Annotated in this window: 44 protein-coding genes; 13 read left to right on the top strand and 31 right to left on the bottom strand. The window is 60.1% G+C overall.

The window, feature by feature from the left end; all coding sequences use genetic code 11:
• Positions 1–319 precede the first annotated feature (319 nt).
• From EOA36_RS02315 to EOA36_RS02305, 3 genes are read left to right on the top strand one after another with little or no spacing between them, the layout of a single operon-like run.
• Entirely contained in the window at positions 320–1,585 is a 1,266-nt protein-coding gene (locus EOA36_RS02315; RefSeq protein WP_145969102.1) for a hypothetical protein, read from the top strand.
• On the top strand, positions 1,582–1,812 hold the full coding sequence (locus EOA36_RS02310; protein ID WP_127275441.1) for a hypothetical protein: 231 nt from the start codon (positions 1,582–1,584) through the stop codon (positions 1,810–1,812). Before EOA36_RS02315 ends, EOA36_RS02310 begins: the two co-directional genes overlap by 4 nt.
• Positions 1,809–2,201, top strand: a complete 393-nt coding sequence (locus EOA36_RS02305; protein ID WP_127275440.1) for a hypothetical protein — start codon at positions 1,809–1,811, stop codon at positions 2,199–2,201. The genes EOA36_RS02310 and EOA36_RS02305 overlap by 4 nt, the downstream gene beginning before the upstream one ends.
• Here EOA36_RS02305 and EOA36_RS02300 read toward each other — a convergent pair.
• The 31 genes from EOA36_RS02300 to EOA36_RS02160 all read right to left on the bottom strand — a co-directional run bounded on the left by EOA36_RS02300 (position 2,198) and on the right by EOA36_RS02160 (position 13,097).
• A complete protein-coding gene (locus EOA36_RS02300) occupies positions 2,198–2,647 on the bottom strand; it encodes a MucR family transcriptional regulator (protein WP_127275439.1) in 450 nt (149 codons plus the stop codon). The two genes, EOA36_RS02305 and EOA36_RS02300, sit on opposite strands and share 4 nt — an antisense overlap.
• Positions 2,648–2,746: 99 nt before the next feature.
• A complete protein-coding gene (locus tag EOA36_RS02295; RefSeq protein ID WP_210212395.1) occupies positions 2,747–3,160 on the bottom strand; it encodes a hypothetical protein in 414 nt (137 codons plus the stop codon).
• 10 nt (positions 3,161–3,170) lie between these two features.
• On the bottom strand, positions 3,171–3,404 hold the full coding sequence (locus EOA36_RS02290; RefSeq protein WP_127275438.1) for a hypothetical protein: 234 nt from the start codon (positions 3,402–3,404) through the stop codon (positions 3,171–3,173).
• A 6-nt stretch (positions 3,405–3,410) separates the two neighbouring features.
• Positions 3,411–3,713: a hypothetical protein gene (locus EOA36_RS02285; protein WP_127275437.1), complete on the bottom strand. Its 303-nt coding sequence runs from the start codon at positions 3,711–3,713 to the stop codon at positions 3,411–3,413.
• 38 nt (positions 3,714–3,751) lie between these two features.
• Positions 3,752–3,934 carry a hypothetical protein gene (locus EOA36_RS02280; protein WP_127275436.1) on the bottom strand — a complete coding sequence of 61 codons (183 nt, stop codon included), beginning with the start codon at positions 3,932–3,934 and terminating at the stop codon, positions 3,752–3,754.
• Positions 3,924–4,148: a hypothetical protein gene (locus EOA36_RS02275; RefSeq protein ID WP_127275435.1), complete on the bottom strand. Its 225-nt coding sequence runs from the start codon at positions 4,146–4,148 to the stop codon at positions 3,924–3,926. The genes EOA36_RS02280 and EOA36_RS02275 overlap by 11 nt, the downstream gene beginning before the upstream one ends.
• The gene (locus EOA36_RS02270) at positions 4,132–4,386 is read right to left on the bottom strand and encodes a hypothetical protein (protein ID WP_127275434.1); all 255 of its coding nucleotides are present in this window, start codon (positions 4,384–4,386) and stop codon (positions 4,132–4,134) included. The genes EOA36_RS02275 and EOA36_RS02270 overlap by 17 nt, the downstream gene beginning before the upstream one ends.
• Positions 4,383–4,718 carry a hypothetical protein gene (locus EOA36_RS02265; protein WP_127275433.1) on the bottom strand — a complete coding sequence of 112 codons (336 nt, stop codon included), beginning with the start codon at positions 4,716–4,718 and terminating at the stop codon, positions 4,383–4,385. Before EOA36_RS02265 ends, EOA36_RS02270 begins: the two co-directional genes overlap by 4 nt.
• Positions 4,711–4,851 (bottom strand): hypothetical protein, encoded by a 141-nt coding sequence (locus EOA36_RS37100; RefSeq protein ID WP_189553087.1) that lies wholly within the window; start codon positions 4,849–4,851, stop codon positions 4,711–4,713. Before EOA36_RS37100 ends, EOA36_RS02265 begins: the two co-directional genes overlap by 8 nt.
• Positions 4,848–5,054 (bottom strand): hypothetical protein, encoded by a 207-nt coding sequence (locus tag EOA36_RS02260; protein WP_127275432.1) that lies wholly within the window; start codon positions 5,052–5,054, stop codon positions 4,848–4,850. The genes EOA36_RS37100 and EOA36_RS02260 overlap by 4 nt, the downstream gene beginning before the upstream one ends.
• Positions 5,055–5,068: 14 nt before the next feature.
• Positions 5,069–5,257 carry a hypothetical protein gene (locus EOA36_RS02255; RefSeq protein ID WP_127275431.1) on the bottom strand — a complete coding sequence of 63 codons (189 nt, stop codon included), beginning with the start codon at positions 5,255–5,257 and terminating at the stop codon, positions 5,069–5,071.
• Between the two features lie 255 nt (positions 5,258–5,512).
• Complete coding sequence (locus EOA36_RS02250; protein ID WP_127275430.1) at positions 5,513–5,977, bottom strand: hypothetical protein; 465 nt, start codon at positions 5,975–5,977, stop codon at positions 5,513–5,515.
• Complete coding sequence (locus EOA36_RS37095) at positions 5,974–6,135, bottom strand: hypothetical protein (protein ID WP_189553085.1); 162 nt, start codon at positions 6,133–6,135, stop codon at positions 5,974–5,976. The genes EOA36_RS02250 and EOA36_RS37095 overlap by 4 nt, the downstream gene beginning before the upstream one ends.
• On the bottom strand, positions 6,135–6,380 hold the full coding sequence (locus EOA36_RS02245) for a hypothetical protein (protein WP_127275429.1): 246 nt from the start codon (positions 6,378–6,380) through the stop codon (positions 6,135–6,137). The genes EOA36_RS37095 and EOA36_RS02245 overlap by 1 nt, the downstream gene beginning before the upstream one ends.
• Positions 6,377–6,676 (bottom strand): hypothetical protein, encoded by a 300-nt coding sequence (locus EOA36_RS02240; protein WP_127275428.1) that lies wholly within the window; start codon positions 6,674–6,676, stop codon positions 6,377–6,379. The genes EOA36_RS02245 and EOA36_RS02240 overlap by 4 nt, the downstream gene beginning before the upstream one ends.
• A complete protein-coding gene (locus EOA36_RS02235; protein ID WP_127275427.1) occupies positions 6,673–6,981 on the bottom strand; it encodes a hypothetical protein in 309 nt (102 codons plus the stop codon). The genes EOA36_RS02240 and EOA36_RS02235 overlap by 4 nt, the downstream gene beginning before the upstream one ends.
• On the bottom strand, positions 6,968–7,330 hold the full coding sequence (locus EOA36_RS02230; protein WP_127275426.1) for a hypothetical protein: 363 nt from the start codon (positions 7,328–7,330) through the stop codon (positions 6,968–6,970). Before EOA36_RS02230 ends, EOA36_RS02235 begins: the two co-directional genes overlap by 14 nt.
• Complete coding sequence (locus tag EOA36_RS02225) at positions 7,330–7,602, bottom strand: hypothetical protein (protein WP_127275425.1); 273 nt, start codon at positions 7,600–7,602, stop codon at positions 7,330–7,332. The genes EOA36_RS02230 and EOA36_RS02225 overlap by 1 nt, the downstream gene beginning before the upstream one ends.
• Complete coding sequence (locus tag EOA36_RS02220) at positions 7,599–7,796, bottom strand: hypothetical protein (RefSeq protein WP_127275424.1); 198 nt, start codon at positions 7,794–7,796, stop codon at positions 7,599–7,601. Before EOA36_RS02220 ends, EOA36_RS02225 begins: the two co-directional genes overlap by 4 nt.
• Positions 7,789–7,980, bottom strand: a complete 192-nt coding sequence (locus EOA36_RS02215; protein WP_127275423.1) for a hypothetical protein — start codon at positions 7,978–7,980, stop codon at positions 7,789–7,791. Before EOA36_RS02215 ends, EOA36_RS02220 begins: the two co-directional genes overlap by 8 nt.
• Complete coding sequence (locus tag EOA36_RS02210) at positions 7,977–8,234, bottom strand: hypothetical protein (RefSeq protein ID WP_127275422.1); 258 nt, start codon at positions 8,232–8,234, stop codon at positions 7,977–7,979. Before EOA36_RS02210 ends, EOA36_RS02215 begins: the two co-directional genes overlap by 4 nt.
• Before the next feature lie 4 nt (positions 8,235–8,238).
• A complete protein-coding gene (locus EOA36_RS02205) occupies positions 8,239–8,484 on the bottom strand; it encodes a hypothetical protein (protein WP_127275421.1) in 246 nt (81 codons plus the stop codon).
• Positions 8,481–8,963, bottom strand: a complete 483-nt coding sequence (locus tag EOA36_RS02200) for a hypothetical protein (RefSeq protein ID WP_127275420.1) — start codon at positions 8,961–8,963, stop codon at positions 8,481–8,483. Before EOA36_RS02200 ends, EOA36_RS02205 begins: the two co-directional genes overlap by 4 nt.
• Before the next feature lie 81 nt (positions 8,964–9,044).
• On the bottom strand, positions 9,045–9,392 hold the full coding sequence (locus tag EOA36_RS02195; protein WP_127275419.1) for a DUF3846 domain-containing protein: 348 nt from the start codon (positions 9,390–9,392) through the stop codon (positions 9,045–9,047).
• A complete protein-coding gene (locus EOA36_RS02190; RefSeq protein ID WP_127275418.1) occupies positions 9,385–9,615 on the bottom strand; it encodes a hypothetical protein in 231 nt (76 codons plus the stop codon). The genes EOA36_RS02195 and EOA36_RS02190 overlap by 8 nt, the downstream gene beginning before the upstream one ends.
• Positions 9,599–9,895, bottom strand: coding sequence for a hypothetical protein (locus EOA36_RS02185; protein ID WP_127275417.1), 297 nt, complete (start codon positions 9,893–9,895; stop codon positions 9,599–9,601). The genes EOA36_RS02190 and EOA36_RS02185 overlap by 17 nt, the downstream gene beginning before the upstream one ends.
• On the bottom strand, positions 9,892–10,266 hold the full coding sequence (locus EOA36_RS02180; protein WP_210212394.1) for a hypothetical protein: 375 nt from the start codon (positions 10,264–10,266) through the stop codon (positions 9,892–9,894). Before EOA36_RS02180 ends, EOA36_RS02185 begins: the two co-directional genes overlap by 4 nt.
• A 5-nt stretch (positions 10,267–10,271) precedes the next feature.
• Positions 10,272–10,520: a hypothetical protein gene (locus tag EOA36_RS02175; protein ID WP_127275415.1), complete on the bottom strand. Its 249-nt coding sequence runs from the start codon at positions 10,518–10,520 to the stop codon at positions 10,272–10,274.
• Positions 10,517–10,777 (bottom strand): hypothetical protein, encoded by a 261-nt coding sequence (locus EOA36_RS02170; RefSeq protein ID WP_127275414.1) that lies wholly within the window; start codon positions 10,775–10,777, stop codon positions 10,517–10,519. The genes EOA36_RS02175 and EOA36_RS02170 overlap by 4 nt, the downstream gene beginning before the upstream one ends.
• The gene (locus tag EOA36_RS02165; protein WP_127275455.1) at positions 10,777–11,064 is read right to left on the bottom strand and encodes a hypothetical protein; all 288 of its coding nucleotides are present in this window, start codon (positions 11,062–11,064) and stop codon (positions 10,777–10,779) included. Before EOA36_RS02165 ends, EOA36_RS02170 begins: the two co-directional genes overlap by 1 nt.
• A complete protein-coding gene (locus tag EOA36_RS02160) occupies positions 11,061–13,097 on the bottom strand; it encodes a hypothetical protein (RefSeq protein WP_127275413.1) in 2,037 nt (678 codons plus the stop codon). Before EOA36_RS02160 ends, EOA36_RS02165 begins: the two co-directional genes overlap by 4 nt.
• A 126-nt stretch (positions 13,098–13,223) precedes the next feature.
• Between EOA36_RS02160 and EOA36_RS37090 the strand changes: the two genes are divergently transcribed.
• From EOA36_RS37090 to EOA36_RS02115, 10 genes are all read left to right on the top strand, one after another.
• Positions 13,224–13,385, top strand: coding sequence for a hypothetical protein (locus tag EOA36_RS37090; RefSeq protein ID WP_189553084.1), 162 nt, complete (start codon positions 13,224–13,226; stop codon positions 13,383–13,385).
• Positions 13,385–13,621 carry a hypothetical protein gene (locus tag EOA36_RS02155; RefSeq protein WP_127275412.1) on the top strand — a complete coding sequence of 79 codons (237 nt, stop codon included), beginning with the start codon at positions 13,385–13,387 and terminating at the stop codon, positions 13,619–13,621. Before EOA36_RS37090 ends, EOA36_RS02155 begins: the two co-directional genes overlap by 1 nt.
• 10 nt (positions 13,622–13,631) lie before the next feature.
• Entirely contained in the window at positions 13,632–14,150 is a 519-nt protein-coding gene (locus EOA36_RS02150) for a hypothetical protein (protein WP_127275411.1), read from the top strand.
• A complete protein-coding gene (locus tag EOA36_RS02145) occupies positions 14,147–14,383 on the top strand; it encodes a hypothetical protein (protein ID WP_127275410.1) in 237 nt (78 codons plus the stop codon). Before EOA36_RS02150 ends, EOA36_RS02145 begins: the two co-directional genes overlap by 4 nt.
• Positions 14,383–15,228 (top strand): hypothetical protein, encoded by an 846-nt coding sequence (locus EOA36_RS02140; protein ID WP_127275409.1) that lies wholly within the window; start codon positions 14,383–14,385, stop codon positions 15,226–15,228. Before EOA36_RS02145 ends, EOA36_RS02140 begins: the two co-directional genes overlap by 1 nt.
• The gene (locus EOA36_RS02135; RefSeq protein WP_127275408.1) at positions 15,225–15,470 is read left to right on the top strand and encodes a hypothetical protein; all 246 of its coding nucleotides are present in this window, start codon (positions 15,225–15,227) and stop codon (positions 15,468–15,470) included. The genes EOA36_RS02140 and EOA36_RS02135 overlap by 4 nt, the downstream gene beginning before the upstream one ends.
• Positions 15,470–15,772, top strand: a complete 303-nt coding sequence (locus EOA36_RS02130; RefSeq protein ID WP_127275407.1) for a hypothetical protein — start codon at positions 15,470–15,472, stop codon at positions 15,770–15,772. Before EOA36_RS02135 ends, EOA36_RS02130 begins: the two co-directional genes overlap by 1 nt.
• A 2-nt stretch (positions 15,773–15,774) precedes the next feature.
• Positions 15,775–16,050, top strand: a complete 276-nt coding sequence (locus EOA36_RS02125; protein WP_127275406.1) for a hypothetical protein — start codon at positions 15,775–15,777, stop codon at positions 16,048–16,050.
• 174 nt (positions 16,051–16,224) lie between these two features.
• Positions 16,225–17,076: a prohibitin family protein gene (locus EOA36_RS02120; protein WP_127275405.1), complete on the top strand. Its 852-nt coding sequence runs from the start codon at positions 16,225–16,227 to the stop codon at positions 17,074–17,076.
• An 82-nt stretch (positions 17,077–17,158) separates the two neighbouring features.
• Positions 17,159–17,731, top strand: coding sequence for a hypothetical protein (locus tag EOA36_RS02115; protein WP_127275404.1), 573 nt, complete (start codon positions 17,159–17,161; stop codon positions 17,729–17,731).
• Positions 17,732–17,753: the final 22 nt, after the last annotated feature.

Genomic DNA, 17,753 nt, shown 5'->3' with positions numbered 1-17,753 from the left:
GGGAAAATGCCCCTTTTCTAGATTTCAAGACTGGAAGACCTTCGGTCAAAATGATGGCGCGGAGCGTCGTCGACCGGGATGAGTGCAGAAAGCCTGATATCTGTGCCGTGCAAGCGCTGTCCAGAATTACTTGACAGGGATACACCCTCGTGATAGGGGCATAAGCTCACCGTTTGCTCATCCTTAATATCATAGAGACCGGCTTAGGAAACACGTGCCCATCACTCCGACCTATCAGCGCGTCCGCGAGCGTTCGAAGCTGATCTCCAGTCGCAACTACCGCGTCTATGAGTTCGAAGAGCACGGGCAGGCGTTTGCGTTGGAGCCGCGCGACATGTGGTTCCGCGCCGTCTGCGATATGTACGAAGAGTTGCCGGTGTTCCCGGCGCTGACGCGGCGCGAGCTTCACGGCAACAGCGCCCAAGGGATCGAGGCGTTCAAGCAGCCGCGCTTGGTCGACGGCAAGCCGATTGAGATCGGCGGCGAGACGTATGAGCATTCGATTCACGGCACGATGGCGCGCCCCGGTGCTGTCTGGATGACGCGGCGGATGTTTCTGGAGTGCTGGTCCGAGTTCTTCGGCATCGAGCGCGACACCGTGCTCTACGACGACATGAAGTCGATCGCCAACAACCTGCGGGAGTCGCTTGGTGGTCGCCCCAGCAAGAGTCTCAAGGGCCGCGCCTATCACCCGGCGCAGTTTGCCTTCCAGCGCCAGACCCAGCCGACAGCGCGCGAACGATTGCTGCCGAAGGCCTTCCACAAGCGCGAGGGCCGCGTGTTCTCGCCGCACGACATCGAGCACATGAAAGACGAGTTGGAGATCGAGCCGATCTTGGCCGAGCAGTACGCCTACCATCGGCGGCGCACTGGTGGCGAAGCGCCGAAGACCACCGGCCAGTTCATGATCCATCCGGACCATCTCGACAGGATCGGCAAGTCCCATATCTGGGACCTTTTTCTTGAGCGCCGCGCCGCGTTCGATATCGAGAACATGGCGTCAAAGCCGAACCTGCGCATGTACGACTGGCGCGAGCTTCGCGACCTCACCAACACGCTGCCGGTGTTCGACCGTGAAACCCTGATGCGGATCACGGCCGATCCGAACATGTGGGGCAAGGACGCCGCGACCGCGCGAACCGTCGACAAGCATCTGACGAAGTGGTTTGCGGCCGAGCACGTTCGTCGTGTCCGGTATGGTCTCTACGCCCCGGCGCGGCCGATGCGCCACGACTTCACCAAGTATGAGCCGTTCGGCAGCCACTACCTGTCTGACTGGTTCTTCGAGTTCCTGCGGCGGCAGGCGGCGCGCCAGCGCATGCTTCCCAGCCAGACGTTCACCTTCGAGACGATGCGCGACGACATCGGCCGCTTCCATGCCGATTGGCAGAAGTTCCATCGCACCAATCCCTCCGACCTGACCATGCGCGAGCGCCTGAACAACGAGACGATCAGCATGGGCAAGACCGATGGGGACTTCGTCGAGAGGGCGAATGCCAAAGAGCGCCGCCTGAGTCCGGCCGCGCTCGATCTCTTCGCCCCGGCTGACGCCACCTTCTTCAAACGCAATGGACCGCGCAAATGACCTTGTCGCCTGCCATGAAGGACCTGATCGCCCTGATGAAATCCACAGGACTGCCCTACGAAGTTATCGAGGGCAAGAAGCACCTAAAGCTCTACCTCGGCGGGCGCTGCGCTGCCGTGGTCAGTCGCGGCCGAGCGCCGGAGCAAGGCATGCGCGGCATGAAGAACATCATCGCCGCGATCAAGCGCGTGGCGCGCCAATGCACCGAGGAAGGACAGACGACATGACACCGTGGCCGGTCGATATCAGAAAAGCGTGGCTGGAAGAATTGAAGAGCCATGAGCCGGACGCATTCCGCAAGCTCTTCCTGTGCGAGTTCACGCCGCCCGAGATGCCGGAGCGATACTATTTCTTCGCGCCGACGTTCCGCATGGCCGAGACTGTTTTGAGCATCGACGAAGAGATCAACCCGAGGCTGCCGATCATCTACATCACGACCGAGCCGCGCAATCTGGTCGGATTGATCCGTGGCGCGACCGTGACCACGCTCGATCCACGGTTCGACATCAGGCGGCAGGATCGTGACATGTTCCGAGAAATGTCGAGGCATCGTGAGTGGCGCGAGTGGTCCAAGGACGACCGCGCCTACCTCAAGGCATTGAGCCGCAGGAGTTAGCCCCGCTTCGCGGTCTTCCTGACCTTGGGCGCTACCTTGGCCTTGCGGCCGAGCCCGCTCGACTTCGCCAGCGCCGACCGAGTCGCCGAGTAATTCGGCGCGACCATCGGGTAATCCTTCGGCAGATTCCACTTGGTCCGGTACTCTTCCGGCGTCATACCAAAGGTACTGCTAATATGCCGCTTGAGTGATTTGAACTTCTTTCCGTCCTCCAGACAAATGATGAAGTCCGGTGTCACAGATTTTTTCGGGTTGACTGCCGGCGTCAATGTCACCGGCTCCGGCGTTGCTGCCACCGCGCCACCGACCTTGTTCAGTGAGGAATGTACGTCGCGGATGAGATCGGCCAACTGGTCTTTCGGAACCGAATTATTGCTGACGTAGGCCGAGACGACATCTGCCGTCAGTTCTACGATTTGCAGGCGTCCGCTGTTCTCAAGTTCCATTGGGTGTTACCTCCTGTTTAAGCCGAAACACCCCTTGTAAAGAATGGCTGGACGACTAGTCAACTCCGAATATTTTGGCTGTTAACTCCGGGGAGAAGGTCACTCGGCCAGCTTGTGGATCGTGGCCATTAGCTGGTTGTTGGCGTCCATCTCGGCGCGCAGGACCTCGGCTACGGTCTTCTGATGACCCATCTCAGCGTCGGCCCAAGTCGGGTAGCGGCGCATGATGTCGAGTGACTCCAGCCATTCGGAGACCCTGCCCTTCATCTCCGTTCGCTGGGGATCATCCTGCCGATCGTCGTCGCCATAGCGCTCGAAGACCATCGTCTCGAACAGGATGGGCACCCGGCCGAAATGGTTGTGATCGAGGCCGAGGAAGACCGTGCTGACGGAATGGATTTGCGTGTCGGTCAGGGCGACGTTGCGATCGGCTGTGTCGAACCACTGAGCAGCCTTGAACAGGTCCGGTTCAAGAACCGGCGTCTTACCGTCAAGGATGTACCAATCGCCCATCAGTCTGCACTCAATCCCCTGCCTTCTCTTTGGCATACCCTCTCAGCTTATAGTATGCCGGCCCAGCGTATCCAAGCCACCACGTCTTGGGGAATTTGTCGATCGCCTCATCCTGCGTGACCGGGTGGATTTCATAGTCCGGCCCTTCATAGGCGCTATAGGACTTCCCGAAGATCGCCTTGCAGTGCTGGCGCGCCGCATGCACGGCGGCAGATCGTCTGGAGTATCGCTTACCCTCGGCCATTGAATCCTAATCCGGCGTGTCCACCAGCGGTTTCTTCCGCTTCGGCGGCTGATACTTGGACACCAGCGTGACCACGTCAGGACTGACAGTCACCAGTGCCCCTATATCGATGGTGACGCTGTCATCGTCAATTCTGGTGATCGTGCCCGTCAGTTCGATCTTGTCCCCGCGCTTGACCTTCGACGTGCTGTCTCTGATCGAATGCGGGAAGCCATAGGTCGGGATCGAGACGCTGACTCGGTCCTCGTTGACCCGTCTCCTAACCGTGGCCGTGAGCGATATTTCATCAGCGATAGCTAACTTTGCCATCCAGATAGTCTGGCGCTGAACCGGCGATCGTCAAGACTTCAATGCCGCCTGTGCGACTGACCAGTTGGCCGGCCCAGCCGTGCACCAGCCTCGAACGCGGCCTCGGCCAGCGCCCGTTCCTCGAAGCTGAAAGAGCGATCCCAGTCGATCGTGTGGTCGCGCCACCATTTCTCAAATGGCGACAGATCGCTCTCGCGAATGATCGTGACCTTATTTGCCATCAGCCTTCTCCGCTTCAATCACCATCTGCCGGTACTTAGCCCGCAGCGCCAAGTCAGGCACGGGACTATCGACCTCCGACATGAACAGCATGTAGGGTCCCTCGATCGGCTCTCCAGCTTCCAGAGATCGACGGAAGCCAAGCAAGGCCGACGTGATGAAGCTATCGATGCCGGACGCATATGCGGCGATGGCGATCTTATCGTACTTCTGCACTCAACCCCGCCTTCTCACACCATGCCGTGAACAAGCGCTCGACGGACACCTTGGCGAGGTATTCGGAGTCCATCCAGCCTCGAAGAGCTTCGCGGTGATTGTCCATGCCGGGCAGCGGCACGATCGCCCAGCGCCAGCGGCCGGAGCCGGACTTGAGCACGTTGCCAATGGCGACATCGCCCGACATGCAAAGCTGCGTCGTCTCGTCGTCCTCTTCGGGATCGGGTATCCACTTCATGAGAAATTCGATTCCTCTCCCCAACGCCTGTTGGCTTCGTCCTTGAGCAGTTCCGTGAGCCGCCGCTGCGCGTGCTCGTGCACCTGCTTGGAACGCGTGAGCAGGTCGCGCACGGTGTGCGGCAGCGGCTCTTTCGCCATCCTGTCCAGCATGTCGATCATGATGGGAAGGACCGCGATCAGTCCCTCGTCGGTCTGCTGCACGGCATCCACTGTCACTCTGCCTTTCTGGTCTATGCTGACATCCACACCGATCGCCGGGTAGACCACAACATTGATTCCCAGCATCTCGGCTTGCGCCTCGATCCACTCAGGCGTTCCCGGCTTAGTCATAGGTCCCGATCCATTTGTGTGCGTTCTTCGCCAGCACCCTCTTGCGATCCTCGGGCGGCAGCATGTGCCACATGAACCACCGATAGGTTGCCCAGCGCCCGGTCGACGTGCGGAAGAGGTAGACCCAGTTCATTCGAACGGAGCCGTGCGCTTCCACTCGCGGGAGTCCTTCTCCCACGCGTAGGCCGTGTCCTCTCCGGCCGCATAGAAGTCGAGCGCCGCGACCGCGCCGCCGCTGTAGCCGGCGAGCGTCATCGCCTCGGCCGCATCACGACCCTTGACGATCTCGCGCTCACCTGTCTTCCAGTAAAGGGTGAATGTCTTATTGTCTTCCACTGCACTCATCCTTCTCAATCACGGACAAAGTGGTTGCCGTTCACGTCGAAGATTTGATCTTCATGAACAGTCGCCACCTTTTCCAGATTGTCACGTCGATAGACTATGAGATAGCCATTTGCCCACTCATACGTCTCTTCCTTCTTGGCGCGGCGTATCGACAGCGCCAGACCCTCGATCTGTGAAATTGGTGTTCTTTCCATCTGCACTCATCCTTGTTTGTGTTGACTGGCTAGTTGTAGTCCAATTCTGGACACATGCCAACAGGGAATCTTGCCAATGGTTAATCGGCCTGTCGCCTGCTCTTCCTCCAATCACTCATATACGCGTCGGCCAGCGTGTCACCATTGATCTTGTCGGCCGGGCCTTGGACGAGTGCAGAGACCGCCGAGGTCGGTTCCTTATATTGCGCCCAGAAGCCGGGCAGCAAGTCCCAGCGCTCGACAGACTCGACAAGCTCATGCGCCACCGAGGACACGCTTCGCCAGATCGCGCGGGTCGTTGTGCCCATCGCGGATTTCCTCCAGCGCCTTCTTGAACAGCTTGTTCTCGACCAGCGCCAGCCCGGCCCAGACCCGTGACGATTTGCGCTTCGGCCGCTTCCAGTTTGCGGGCGGCAGGCGCGGGCTCCAGTACATGGCTACGCGCGATCCATCGCCCTGCGTGACCCACTGAGGCCGCAGTGGAAAGTCCGGCTCTTTACAACGCTCCCAGCCGTCGATCGAACACGACGGTTCGAACGTGCGTGGTCCGCCAAGAGCCGGACTCTCGCGCCCAATCTTCTCGCCCGTGGAGTCGAACAGCACAAGGTCAAACGTGTACTCGCCCTGCCAAAAGTCGATCGACTTCACCTTGGCGACACGCCCGGCGCGGTTCATCACCCAGTCGCCGGGCTTGTAGGGAAACAGGATGTCGCCGGTCACTTCCACTTGATCCTGTTGATCGCCTGAATCTGGTCCGGCGCGAAGTCGCCCGGATTGCGACTGGCGCAGCCGACGTTGAGACAGATCAGCGTCCACAAGATGATGCCGATGACGATGAGTTTGCGGCCGAACGGGACGCCTTCGATTGTGTCAGTCATTAAATCCTCGGGTTAAGCTCGGAGACCTTGGGTCCCCAGATGAAGCAGTCGCGCCACTGCGTCTCACGGACGCCGGGCACGGCCACGGATAGCTCTTCGAGGTCGCCGGGCTCGCCGTTGTTGTCGTTGATCTGGACGATCTCCCACGTGTCGGACGGCGTCATTTCCTCGCCCTCGTGCGTGTCGTCGGAAGCGATGCGCCACTTCGCCCAGTAGTAGCCAGTGTCATTCGGATAGTCGGTCATTCGAGAACCTTTCTTGCCAAATCTCTCGGGTCATTGTGCCCGTCGCGGATCGCCTCCAGCGCCTCGCGGTAACGGTCTAGGAGAGACGGCGCGGCTGTCGGCGCAAGCGCTCGTGCTGCCTCCTGTCGCTCTCTGAAAGATGGATCGTTCTTGTGTCGTTCCATCTGGATCGCGGATGCCTGAAACATCCGATCCGGCATCGGCACCCCGGCCGCTTCAAGCTCGGCCTCGATCAGGTGCCGTTCCATGGTGTGCGCATAGCCGAACTTCCGTTCGACCGGGATGTCGTCTTTCAAGCCTCCACCGCTCGCGGATCGACTCCGTCCTCGGATCGAACCATCTGGAGCAACCAATGTCCCATCTCTCCGCCCGGCTTGACCGGCTTGCGGAAGACGCGCTTGAACTTCGCCAGATCGGGATCGTAGAAGGCGAGCGCGGCTTCTAGCGTGTCCTGCGGCGGCTGCGAGCCGTTCACGTAGATCACACAATCGTCGTCGCCGTCGCTCTCGATGCACGTGCCGATAAACGGCTTGAACTTGCCCTTGCGGGTCTCGACGACAAAGCCGACCAACTGGTCCTTGTAGGAGTCAAACCATACCATCGGCGATCTCCTTCCTCCGATGCTCGATGAAGTCCTCGGGGCAGCGGCCGGTGAACTGACCAATACCGACGAAGCCAAACGACGGGTCGACCACATTGAAGCGGCTGTCGCAGTCCGGATTGCCACAGAACAGGTTGATGCTCGCGCCGCCGCGCGGTCCCTCGTAGAGCCCGTACTTGGACTTGCAGTAGGGGCACTTGCTGGCGTCGTGGATGTAGCGCAACTGGTCCTCGGGAAGATCGCACGAGGCTGCCGGCCGCTGCCAATCCTTGAAGACCTCGGCCAGCTTGATAGCGTACTGAGCCTTGCTGTAGCCGAGCAGCCCACGAAGATAATTTCCGATCTGCATCACATGACCTCCCAGAGGAACGATTCCCAGCGACGTTCGGTCGGCCGGCGCGGACCCTTGAGCGTCACGACATGCCCGTTGCGAATGTCCTCCGCAGACTCCGCGTTCTCCTGCGACAGGCGCGCGATCATGTCCTTGTCGGCGGCAGTCGCCGGCACGGCATCATCGTAGCGCAGCATGTCGGCCGGAAAGGGCCAGCCGCCGCGCACCTGATAGGTGTACTCCCAGCCCTTGGAACGGCCGAGGAAGCGTTCGAGCAGCGACTGGATCACGACACCACCACATGGGTCTTCTCGAACGTCTTCGCCGAGCAGGTGCCGACGATCCGCGAAAAGCTGATCACGGGCGGGTTGAGGATCATCCAGCTAACGTCGCCATCCGGCCAGTCGCCGGCCGTGACGATCGCACCGTCACGCTTGCGGCGATAGGAACCTGCGCGCATCGTCGGCTTGATCTCGTCAGTCATCGACCTCTTCCTTTTCAACTGGCGCGAACATCCTGCCCAGATCATCCATGAAGAGCCTGTATTCGGCGCGCGCTTCGTCGTTGAGCAGGTGTTCGAACTTGGCGATGATCTCCAATGCTTCCGGGCGGATGCCGTGGTGGCCGAGCGCCTTACACAAGAGATCGATATTTGGGTAGCCACTCATGTCAGCCTCTCGAACCGGTAGCCGGCCGCGTGCACCTTGCTCGGCGCGGCCGTGGTCAGGTAGCGGCCATCCCACGGGGCAGCCCCGGCGCGGGCAATGTCGACCGGCCCATTGATCCGCTTGGCCAGCCGGCCGGCGTAGTTCTTGGCCGCGCTGTCAGATGCGAATGGCTGGAAGATGATGTCGGCCGTCGTGGCGATGTTACCATCGTCGTCGCCCTTGTAGGACTGAAACTCAAAATTGAGCTTGATCATGATCTCACCCGACGCACTGCGTTTTCTGGCAGCGGATTGTCATCCGCTTGTGAAAGGCTGGGTAGGTCTTGGCCAGCCACTTTTTCAACCTGCCCTCGGCCGTCACGCGAGCGCGCTTGTGCGCTTCCTTTGGGTCGACCAGATCAGGCGAGGCGAGCGAGATTTGCTTGGAGAATGTGTCCCCGCTGCCGCCGTGATCGCTGGGCAGATGGACCTCGAAGGTCACCCACCATTGCGCGTTGTTGCTCATTTCAGGTCGACCTCCACGTCGTCGATGCCGAAGGTCGCTCCGTCTTCGTCAACCAGACGCTCACGGATCGCATCGCTGATGTCGTCCTCGTGCAGGTTCGCACGGCCCTCATTCATGAAGCTGACCTTCACCTTGTAGTGACGGTCGAACGGGTGGCGCGCCGCCTCTTCTTGCTCCTGCTTCAACCGGCTGCGCGACATCGTGTCGGCAATGATGGCGATGCAGGTGTCGGCGCTGTATGGCAAGAGCGTGTTCAGCGAGTCAGCCCGGTCGTTCGCCTCGCCGAAGGTCTCAAAGCCCATGCGGGGCATCGGCGACCAGCCAGCCTCGCCTAGCGTGGCGATGCCGAGCAGGTAGGTGTTCAGGCGAGGATGCGGATGCATGCCAGCCATAAAGCACCAGACCTTGCCGGTCAGATTGTGCGCGGCGACGGTCTCGTCGATGATCTGCTGATCGGTCTTTTCGATGGTGTCGGTCATTTGAATTGCTCCGTGTGTTGACGATCCGAATGTAGCCTAATTCTGGACAAGGTCAACAAGCAATTCTTGCCATAGTTAATTTCAGAATTGGGCCATGATCTTGGGATCACCAAACACGAAAGCGATATCGCCGACAAGGAAATCGTTCATCCGGTGCGCGGGAATGCCCACCTTTCCCTCGACGTTCCGATACCATTTTTTGGTGGCCTCGACGTTGATTGGCTTGCCCTTGAGCTTGCCTTCCTCGTCGCAGAGCGCGATGCACTTCCGGATCACGCCGCCGTGGTCGAACATCTCCAGAAGCTGGACGACTTCGATATAGCCGCCGACTGCTTCCTGAAATGCGCGGAGATCGTTGATGTTGACCTGCTTCTCGGTCGTCGTGCCGTCGACCTTCACGGTCACGAGGGTTACCAGTTTGTCAGCCATTGATGATCTCCAGTATTTCGTTGATGAAGCGGCTGCGCGCTTCCACGATACGCTCGGCCTGTGCCTGCGTGCAACCGATGAAGATGTCGTTCGCGTCTCGATCTGACACGTCGACCAGATCGCCACGCTTTCCAAAGACGATCCAGCTATTGAACAGGAACGTTTCGTCCTCGATATACTTGGCCCGGATCGCCGCGGTCGAAACGTCAATTGGTAGCTGCATGTCCTAGCACCCTGTGCGTGATGATTTCGCGTGCCCGATCTGGCGCGGTGACAGCCTCGGACAAGGTCAAGGCGTTGTGCCCGGCCTCTGTCCACGTGATGATGGCATCCTTGATCATCTCGAAGCCGCAGCGCCCGTCAACACGTCGGACATAGCCCGCCTCGATCATCTTGTCGAAGAGTGCGTGCTGCGGATTTAGGGGTGCCCACGATTTGCCACCTGTCTGCCTGAATAGGCCGACCATGATTTCGACTTCGCGGTCGCTCATCTTCGATTTCATTCCGCTGTCTCCAGTACGGGCACACTCGCCGGCCGCAGGTCGTCCGGCCAGAGGTAGTGCCATCCGTGTTCCTGATAGAAAAGGACGCGATCTAGGCAGAGCGCCGACGCCTCTTTCGCTGTCTTGCCCCGCCCGTTGAAACCGACAGGGGTCTTGTGGCGTCGATCATACTCGCGGCCGTGCCCATCCTTCTGGTGGTACGGATTCACGGCATAGGCCGCGTCGTTATAAGGCACCAGAATGTGGCAATCCCAGAGCCCGACAATTGGTGGCTTCGTGTGATCGCGCTTGCCCGGCCCGCCACCATAGTAGGGATGCAGTGACGGCAGCCCCCACTTGCAAAGCTCTTCGAGGATCGCTTCGAGCGTCATGTTGCTCATCGTTCGGCCTCACAAATATCGTCTATCTGATCAGCTTTGAAACTCCACTTATGACCACACCCGCAGTTGCCGTAGACACCGAGAAAGCTGCCGAACTCCGTGTCTGAACTGCGCTGACGGTCGAAATGGCCGTTCTCGACTTCCCATACGTTCATCATCTCCACGACCTCGACGATCTGGAAGGAGCGCGATCGACACTTCGGACAACGCCGCGCGGTCGTGGTAGGGCGTGATAGATCGCTCATTGATCCTCCAGCGGCTTGTGGCGCTTGCCGTTCGAGAACCAGCCGATGATGAGGTCGTGGCCGGGCTGCAACCCGCCCCCGTTGAGAAGCGAGACGGCAAGCTCGCGCAAGCCGGTGTCGCAGAGCATGTGTGCCCGCACCACGATCGTGGCCTCCAATGCGGACGACTGCGACTTACCAAGACCCAGCGCCTCGGCCCGGCTGGAATAGTAGCGGCGCTTGTCGTCCGGCGTCTCGATTGAGTAGATCGTACCCATCAGAAATCACCGTCGCCGATCTGCGCTCGACCTGCTAGAGCGACAAGCTCCTGCATGCCACGTTCGTTGTCGTCATGGGACGGGCCGAGCATCAGATGAAAGCCGCCAGACGCCGTGTAGTATGTGGCATCAGGGAACACCGTCTGAATCTCGGCGAGCAGATCGACCAGAGCCTTGTCGACCTTCTTAAACTTGCGCTCGATGCCGGGCATGTTTTCGGTGAGCAGGTCATAGGCGTCTGCCTCGCCGCTGTCGATGATGCGCTTCGCTTCCCGCCAATTGATCATTCTGACACCCACGATGAGTCTCTTATTTTGGCGAGGGTCTTGCCCGCAAGATGATCTTCGGCAGCCAGCATCAGCGGTGCCCACTTGAGATATTCCCGCCGCGTCCGAGGGTCCTCGAAGAACTGCTTGAAGTCGCCCGGCGTGTAGGCCGACACGTTGAGCAGTTCACTCGCTGGCACCGTGACCGACACTTCGATACCGCCTCGCCTGCGGCTGTATGGGTCGAACGTCTTGCGATCACGCTCCCAGCGGAACACGGCCTTGTTGGCGCGCGGCTTCCACTCAGTCATAGGACCGACGCGGCCGGGGCCATCATTTCCATAAGGCCGGAACCGCGAGTAGTGAGATGGATTCTTGTTGCGATAGTCCCGGCGCTGGCGATCGTTTTCTTTCTGCGCTTCGATGCGCATCCAGAAATCTTCCTGCCCGACGACGATCGAGTCTGCGCTGATCGAGGCATTGAGCCGCGCGCGGTAAGCCTCGAAATCCGGCTTGTCGCCATAGGTCAAAGTCGTGGCGTCATAGATGACTTCGATGTTGGCAGCGAAGCTGGCCGGCTCCCAGACGCGGACGGGATTGTGTGGGTGCAAGACCAACGAACGATCGAACAGGCCCTGCACGATGACCGCCACGCGGTTGTATTTCTTGATCTCGTCGCTGACCATCTGCATGGCCTCGTCGTAGTAGACGTTCGACGGATCGAAGGGCGAATATTCTTTGTGGCGCATCGACGATCCCATCCAACCGTATGGGTTGTTGATGCGGGATTCCTTGTCCGGATTCTGTTCGTTCCACTCGACGCGCTTGCGCTCATTCTCAAGCTCTTCGTCGCGCATCACTTCCCACAGGCTGCGCGGGATCATCCCGTCGATGCGACTGGCGAACATCTTGACCATCATCGGCCGGCTCGGATCAAACGCGGCCTGATCGGGCACGATCTGCGCACCGAAATCGAACTCGCAGTTGATGCGCCAAAGCTGGTCGCCGTTGCGGATGTAAAGGAACGTGGTTTTGTCGCTATCCTTGAGCCAGATGTTGATGAAGGACTGCCACAGGGTCGCGCCCTCGCGTTCCTTCTCCATGCGGCGCACACGGAAGGCCACGGCGCAGCGATCGAACGGCAAGAGGCGGCGGAAATTCTCGTCGCGAGCAAGCCACTCGTCGAACTGCTCGATGTTCTTCATTTCCATGCCGCCTGCCTCGTAGTTCACAAGGCATTCCTCATCCATGTAGAGGCGGCGCTGCATGAGTCGCAGCTTCTCTTCCCGATCGGCCGGATCACCCTTGCGGACCTGCACGGCTTCCTCGGTCAGGCCGGCGTAAAGCTCCAGCGTGTAGATGCGATCTTCGACGACCTTGATCGACTTTTTCATCGGGCCGATTGACGCCTGAACCGACATCGTCGGGGCCATCATCCAGCGCGCGAGGTTACCATTCGCGGCCTCGATCTCTTTGAACAGGTCGGGCAGCGTCTTGTCCTTCGCCTCGATCAGCGCGTTCTTGTAGGCCTTGGTGTCGACCTGACTGGTGACTGCGACTAGCGCATTGGTCGCCTCGCCGGTCTTGTCCTCGATCCGCTGCGTAGGCACCACGCCGAGGCGCTGGGTCACTTCCCTGACTTCGCCGAGCAGCGCATTCACGCGGCTCTGGTATCGGCTGATATGACCGGCAATCACGCTTTGGGCGTTCGGCTCGTAGCGCAGCCGTTCCTCGAACTCGTCGAAGTGAATGCGCACGGAAGTGTAGCCGCCCTGTCGATCGCGCGGCGCATGGATTTCGACGAAGTTGGAGCCGATCTCCATGACGCAGCCGAACCACTCAAGGACATCGCCCTTTTTGTGCTTGGTTGTATGGCCGTCATCGTCGGTGTTTGTGTATTCGCCGTCGAAGCGCACGGTGTGCTTTACCCAATACCACTGGCCGATTTCGACAGTGTCGACGCCGTGGCGCTCGCCGGAGTCCCAGCGCTCGGCCAGTGGACGCAGGGAAATTTCGTGCATGTCGTCGCTGGGCATGTGGTCATTCTCTTTCATGTGACGTGCCCTTCCCTACGCCTCTGCACTCATCCGTGTCAAGCAATCGTTCCCAACTTCTGTCAAGAATTACTGGACAATGGTTAATTTCCTTGCTAGACGGCTGCATCCAAACGGAGTTCCCCAATGCTTGGGTTTGTCATCTTCCTTCTCTTCGCCATCCCGTTGATCTGCATCCTAATCGACCGCTTCCTTCGCTACGATGGATCGTCTGCCAAGGCGCTGTTCGACGACTGGCGTGCCGCTAAGCGCGAGTACCAGAAGGACAGTGCCAAGTGGGGACGCTGATGTCCATTCCAGTCGCTCTGGCGGCTGGCTTCCTCGTAGGCGCGTCGACCAGCTACATCATCTCAACCCTTGCCGAGGCCAAGCAGCTTATAGCTCAGCGCCTGCGGATCAACCGGATGAAGAAGCGGGCGGCGCGCCACGACTGGGAAAAGTGGAACGCATTCTATCCCGCCGAAATCACGGATTGGAACGCCGCTGCTGCGGCCCATCCCGACGAAGCTCTTGCCCGCAGTTAGGATTTCAAAAATGGACACCGCATCAAATGCAGCCGACCTGCGTCAGGACCTCGACGCCGATATTTCAGTGGTCCTCGAATGGGTCCGGCGCTCGCTGGAAACATTCAAGCCGCTGAACTCTCCGCATGAAGGGTATGCCCATATCAAGGCGCATCTCGATAAGCTCTGGGGCACGGTTCTGGCGGACAGCTACCGCCCGATCGATCGCAAGCTCCACGCATACAATATGTCGGCTGCCGCCGTTCGCTACATCATCGACCTGACGCCTTTCAAGCCCAGCCGCACCGAGGCCGACAAGATCGTGTTGGCGATCGACGCGGTCCACGCCGAGGTCAAGAAAGCGATGATCAAGCACAAGCCGATGGTCTCCGTTCACGAGGGCTACGGCGTCATCCTCGAAGAGGTCGATGAGCTTTTCGAGGAGGTCCGCCCGGATCGCGGCCGGACCACGGAAGCCCAGAAGGAAGCCTTGCAGGTCGCCGCCATGGGCGTGCGGTTCGTGCTTGATGTCGCGGAGAAGCAGCGTTGAACCTGCGTATGGAAGAACCGGTCGAAGTTACCATCTCCAACGTCGCAGAACTCAAGCACGTCCATCGCGGGCAGCTTTGGATCGACGCGGACCATGAGCCCTGCACGATTTACGTGACCGATATCTCGACGCATCTGCGTGCCGGGCTGCTGGCGAACGGAGACAAGGCACGCTTTCCACTGCGGCTCGCGCCGCTCGGAACCTCAATCACGCTCACGCAGGAAGATTCCTAATGCGCCCGGTGCCTGACCTCTACCTACCAGTCGGCATCGCGTCCGAAAGCGCGTTTATCATCAACGCTGACGGCCGCAATCCGTCCGGCAACGACCTCGGCTACCGCATGACGTTCGCCAAGGACGCGACCGAGATCGGCGTCAAGATGCTGGCGGCTCTTATCGGACCCGATGTCGATCCGACCGATGGCATCTACGCAACCCTTTGCACGATGCTCGCCGAGCTCGGCCAGCCGGAAAAATGGACGATCAATTTCGACGGCACGTTCCGCTGGAAGTGCATCGTCGATGTCGACAACGGATGGATCGAACTGTCCTTGACCACGCTGGCGCTGCCGGACGTCGAAGTTGTCGATCCGCGCCCCGGCGCACTCATCAACCACTTGGTGACGGAGTCCCGGAAGTACGGCTTCGTTCCCATCACCGGCATGGTTGAGCCCGACACGTGGGGCAAGATCGTCGAACTGGTCGTGGATTCAGAAGGGTCCCATATCTCCCGGCGCTATCCCGAGGGTGACAATTCTTGGGAGGTCACGAACTGGTTCGAGGCGACGACCGATGTCGACGAGGTCCTGTCGATCAATGTCGGCTATGTCGGCTGCGAGCGCGACGACATCTCCTACATCACCGGCCATTGGGTCACCCAGCCGCGCATCGACGCCGAAGTGCGTGTGGACGGCAACGGCCCCGGCACGCTTCTGGTCTGGGCGATCGGCAAGAAGGCCGACCTGTTCTCAGCCATCAACCTGACCTCCGAGCGCCTGAACATGGTCAGCACCGACATGGGTGCCGCCCTCGAAGCGCAGGAAGCGGCCAAGGGCGTCGACGCGGCGGACGCTCAATGAGCGACGTGGTGGCAGACAAGATTCTGGTTTCCCGCGATCAGCGGGAGGCTCAGCGCTGCAAGAGCGCGCTCGCTCTCGGCCCCGACTGGCGCGCGGTCGGCATGCATCAAAGCCTCGCCGGCTTCCGCGCCAACCGGATCGTCCTGATCGGGGTCAGCCTCGATCGGCAGATCGATGTCGACTGGGTCGAACAGGTTCTGCGGCTGCGGCTCATGCCGGGCGGAAAGATGGAAACCCTCTGATGAAAAACGTGCTTCTCGCAACCCTCTTCGCGACCGTGGCCGCGACCGCTCTTCTCTTCCTCGCCGGGTGCGATCCCGAGACCCCTGAACAGGCCTCCCGGCGCATCGAGCAGACCAGCACCGAAGGCACCGAGATTGTCGCCGTGGTCGACGGTTGCCGGCTGTTCCGCGTCAACGATCCGCGCAATCCGCACTACGTCTATTTCGCACACTGTGCGGGCGGGTCCGATCAGGCCGACACGTCCTACGAGACGGGCGGCAAGACCTCGCACACGGTGCGCGTGACCACGACCGGAGAATGACAATGCATACCGAAGAGAACTGGCGCGACTTCATCACCCACGCTGCCGCTGGTGAGCACTTCGGCCGGCTCTATGCCGAAGCGAACGGACTTCCGGAGCCCGAGACCTATGACGGGCTGTTCGATGAGATCATCGCGAACATGACACCCGAGTTTGCCGACTACCTCTACTGGGTGACGATCTCTCAGTGGGGAGCGGAAGCTGTACCCGCCGATTTCTGGGCCAAGGCCAGAGAGCGCTGGCCGAAGGTTCGCCTTCCGAAGTTCTTCCCTTCGTAAAAGCGTTCCCAACTAATTCTTGACAGGTGAGTCAAGCAATTCTAACCAAACGACGCACAACGGAGTGATCCCAATGGGTCTCAAAATTGTAGGAGCCATCATCATCGTCGCCCTTCTGGGGCTCGGCGTGACGTGGCTTCTTGAAAACGTCCAGATCAAGAAGAGGGAAGATTAATGCGTATTGCAGGTATTGGACTCATCGCTATCGCGGTGATCGGAGCGATCGGCTTCTTCGGCTGTCTCCAGAGTATCGACGAAGGTGAACGCGGCGTGATCCTGCGCAACGGAGCCTACTCCGGCATCGCCGAACCGGGGATGAATTTCATCAATCCGATCATCGACTCAGTCAAGGAAATTTCGATCCGCTCGAACTCGCGGCTGTACGAGAAGGAAGAGTTCTACTCCTTCGACCGGCAGCTTGCGCACGTCACCCTGTCGGTGACCTACAAGCTCGATCCGAGCAAGGTCGCCGAGGTCTATGCCGAGTACGGCTCCGAGGAAGGTGTCATGACCCGGCTGGTCGATCGCCGCGTCAAGAAGGAAGTCAAGGAAGTGCTGGGGCAGTTTACCGCCCAGACCGCCATTCAGGAACGCGCCAAGCTCGGCCTCGACGTGACCAAGGTCATGGTCGCCAACATCAACGGCCCGGTCATCATCGAGTCCGTGCAGATCGAGGACGTGAAGTTCTCGCCGGCCTACGAGCAGTCGATCGAGCAGGTGATGCTCGCGGACTCCAAGGTCAAGCAGCTTGAATCCGAAAAGCGCCAGAAGATCGTCGAGAACGAGATCACGGTCAACAAGGCCAAGGCCGACGCCGACGCGATCATTGCCAAGGCCGGAGCCGACGCCAACGCCAAGCGTCAGAACGGCGATGCCGAGGCCGATGCGATCCGTGCCAAGGGCAAGGCGCTTGCCGAAAATCCGGGCCTGACCGCACTGATCACGGCCGAGAATTGGAAGGGCTTGCTGCCGACGACCATGGTGCCCGGTGGCGCGGTTCCTTTCATCAACGTGGACCCCAAGTAGCGGCCGGAGGCGGCTACCTGATCCACACATACAGGGGTCGGCGGTAGACGCCGGCCCCTTAATTTCAACAGGGCAAGGGATAATGAAAAAGATCATCATCGCACTGGCCGCGCTCGCGATCCTCGCGACCCCGGCAACAGCCGCCTTCCGTTCAAGCGGTGGCTTCCGTCCATCCATCCGCTTTTCCGCGCCGAAGTTCTCGGCCCCGAAGACCTACACGGCTCCGAAGTACACCGCCCCGGTCAGCCCCGGCCAGCCGAAGAGCTATTTCAAGCCGGCACCGACTGCGCCGCTGACAAAGCCGTGGGAGAAGCCTGCGGCACCGAAGACCTATCAGCCTTACGTCGCGCCGCGCGCCGCGCCGCCTGTCGTCCAGCACCACTACCACGACAGCGGCCCGACCTCGAACCTCTGGTTCTGGATGTACATGTTCGGCAACAGCGGCAACAACGGCGGCAGCACCAACAACTACTACCAGACGCCGCCCGCTGGCGCGCCGGCAGCCGCCACACCACAGACGACCCAGCCCGCCACGCCCGCGCCTCCGGCAGCCGCCGCCGAGGATGATCAGGACCCGGCCAAGGGACCGCGCAACATCGGCGCGGAACCGGCGAAGGACCTGTCTTGGTGGGACTGGTTCTGGAGTTGGCTCTAAAAAGTTTCGGAGCCGTGTAAAG

The sequence above is a fragment of the Mesorhizobium sp. M8A.F.Ca.ET.021.01.1.1 genome (genome assembly GCF_003998025.1).
Lineage (GTDB): Bacteria > Pseudomonadota > Alphaproteobacteria > Rhizobiales > Rhizobiaceae > Mesorhizobium.
This window is presented reverse-complemented; position numbering and strand designations above follow the sequence as displayed.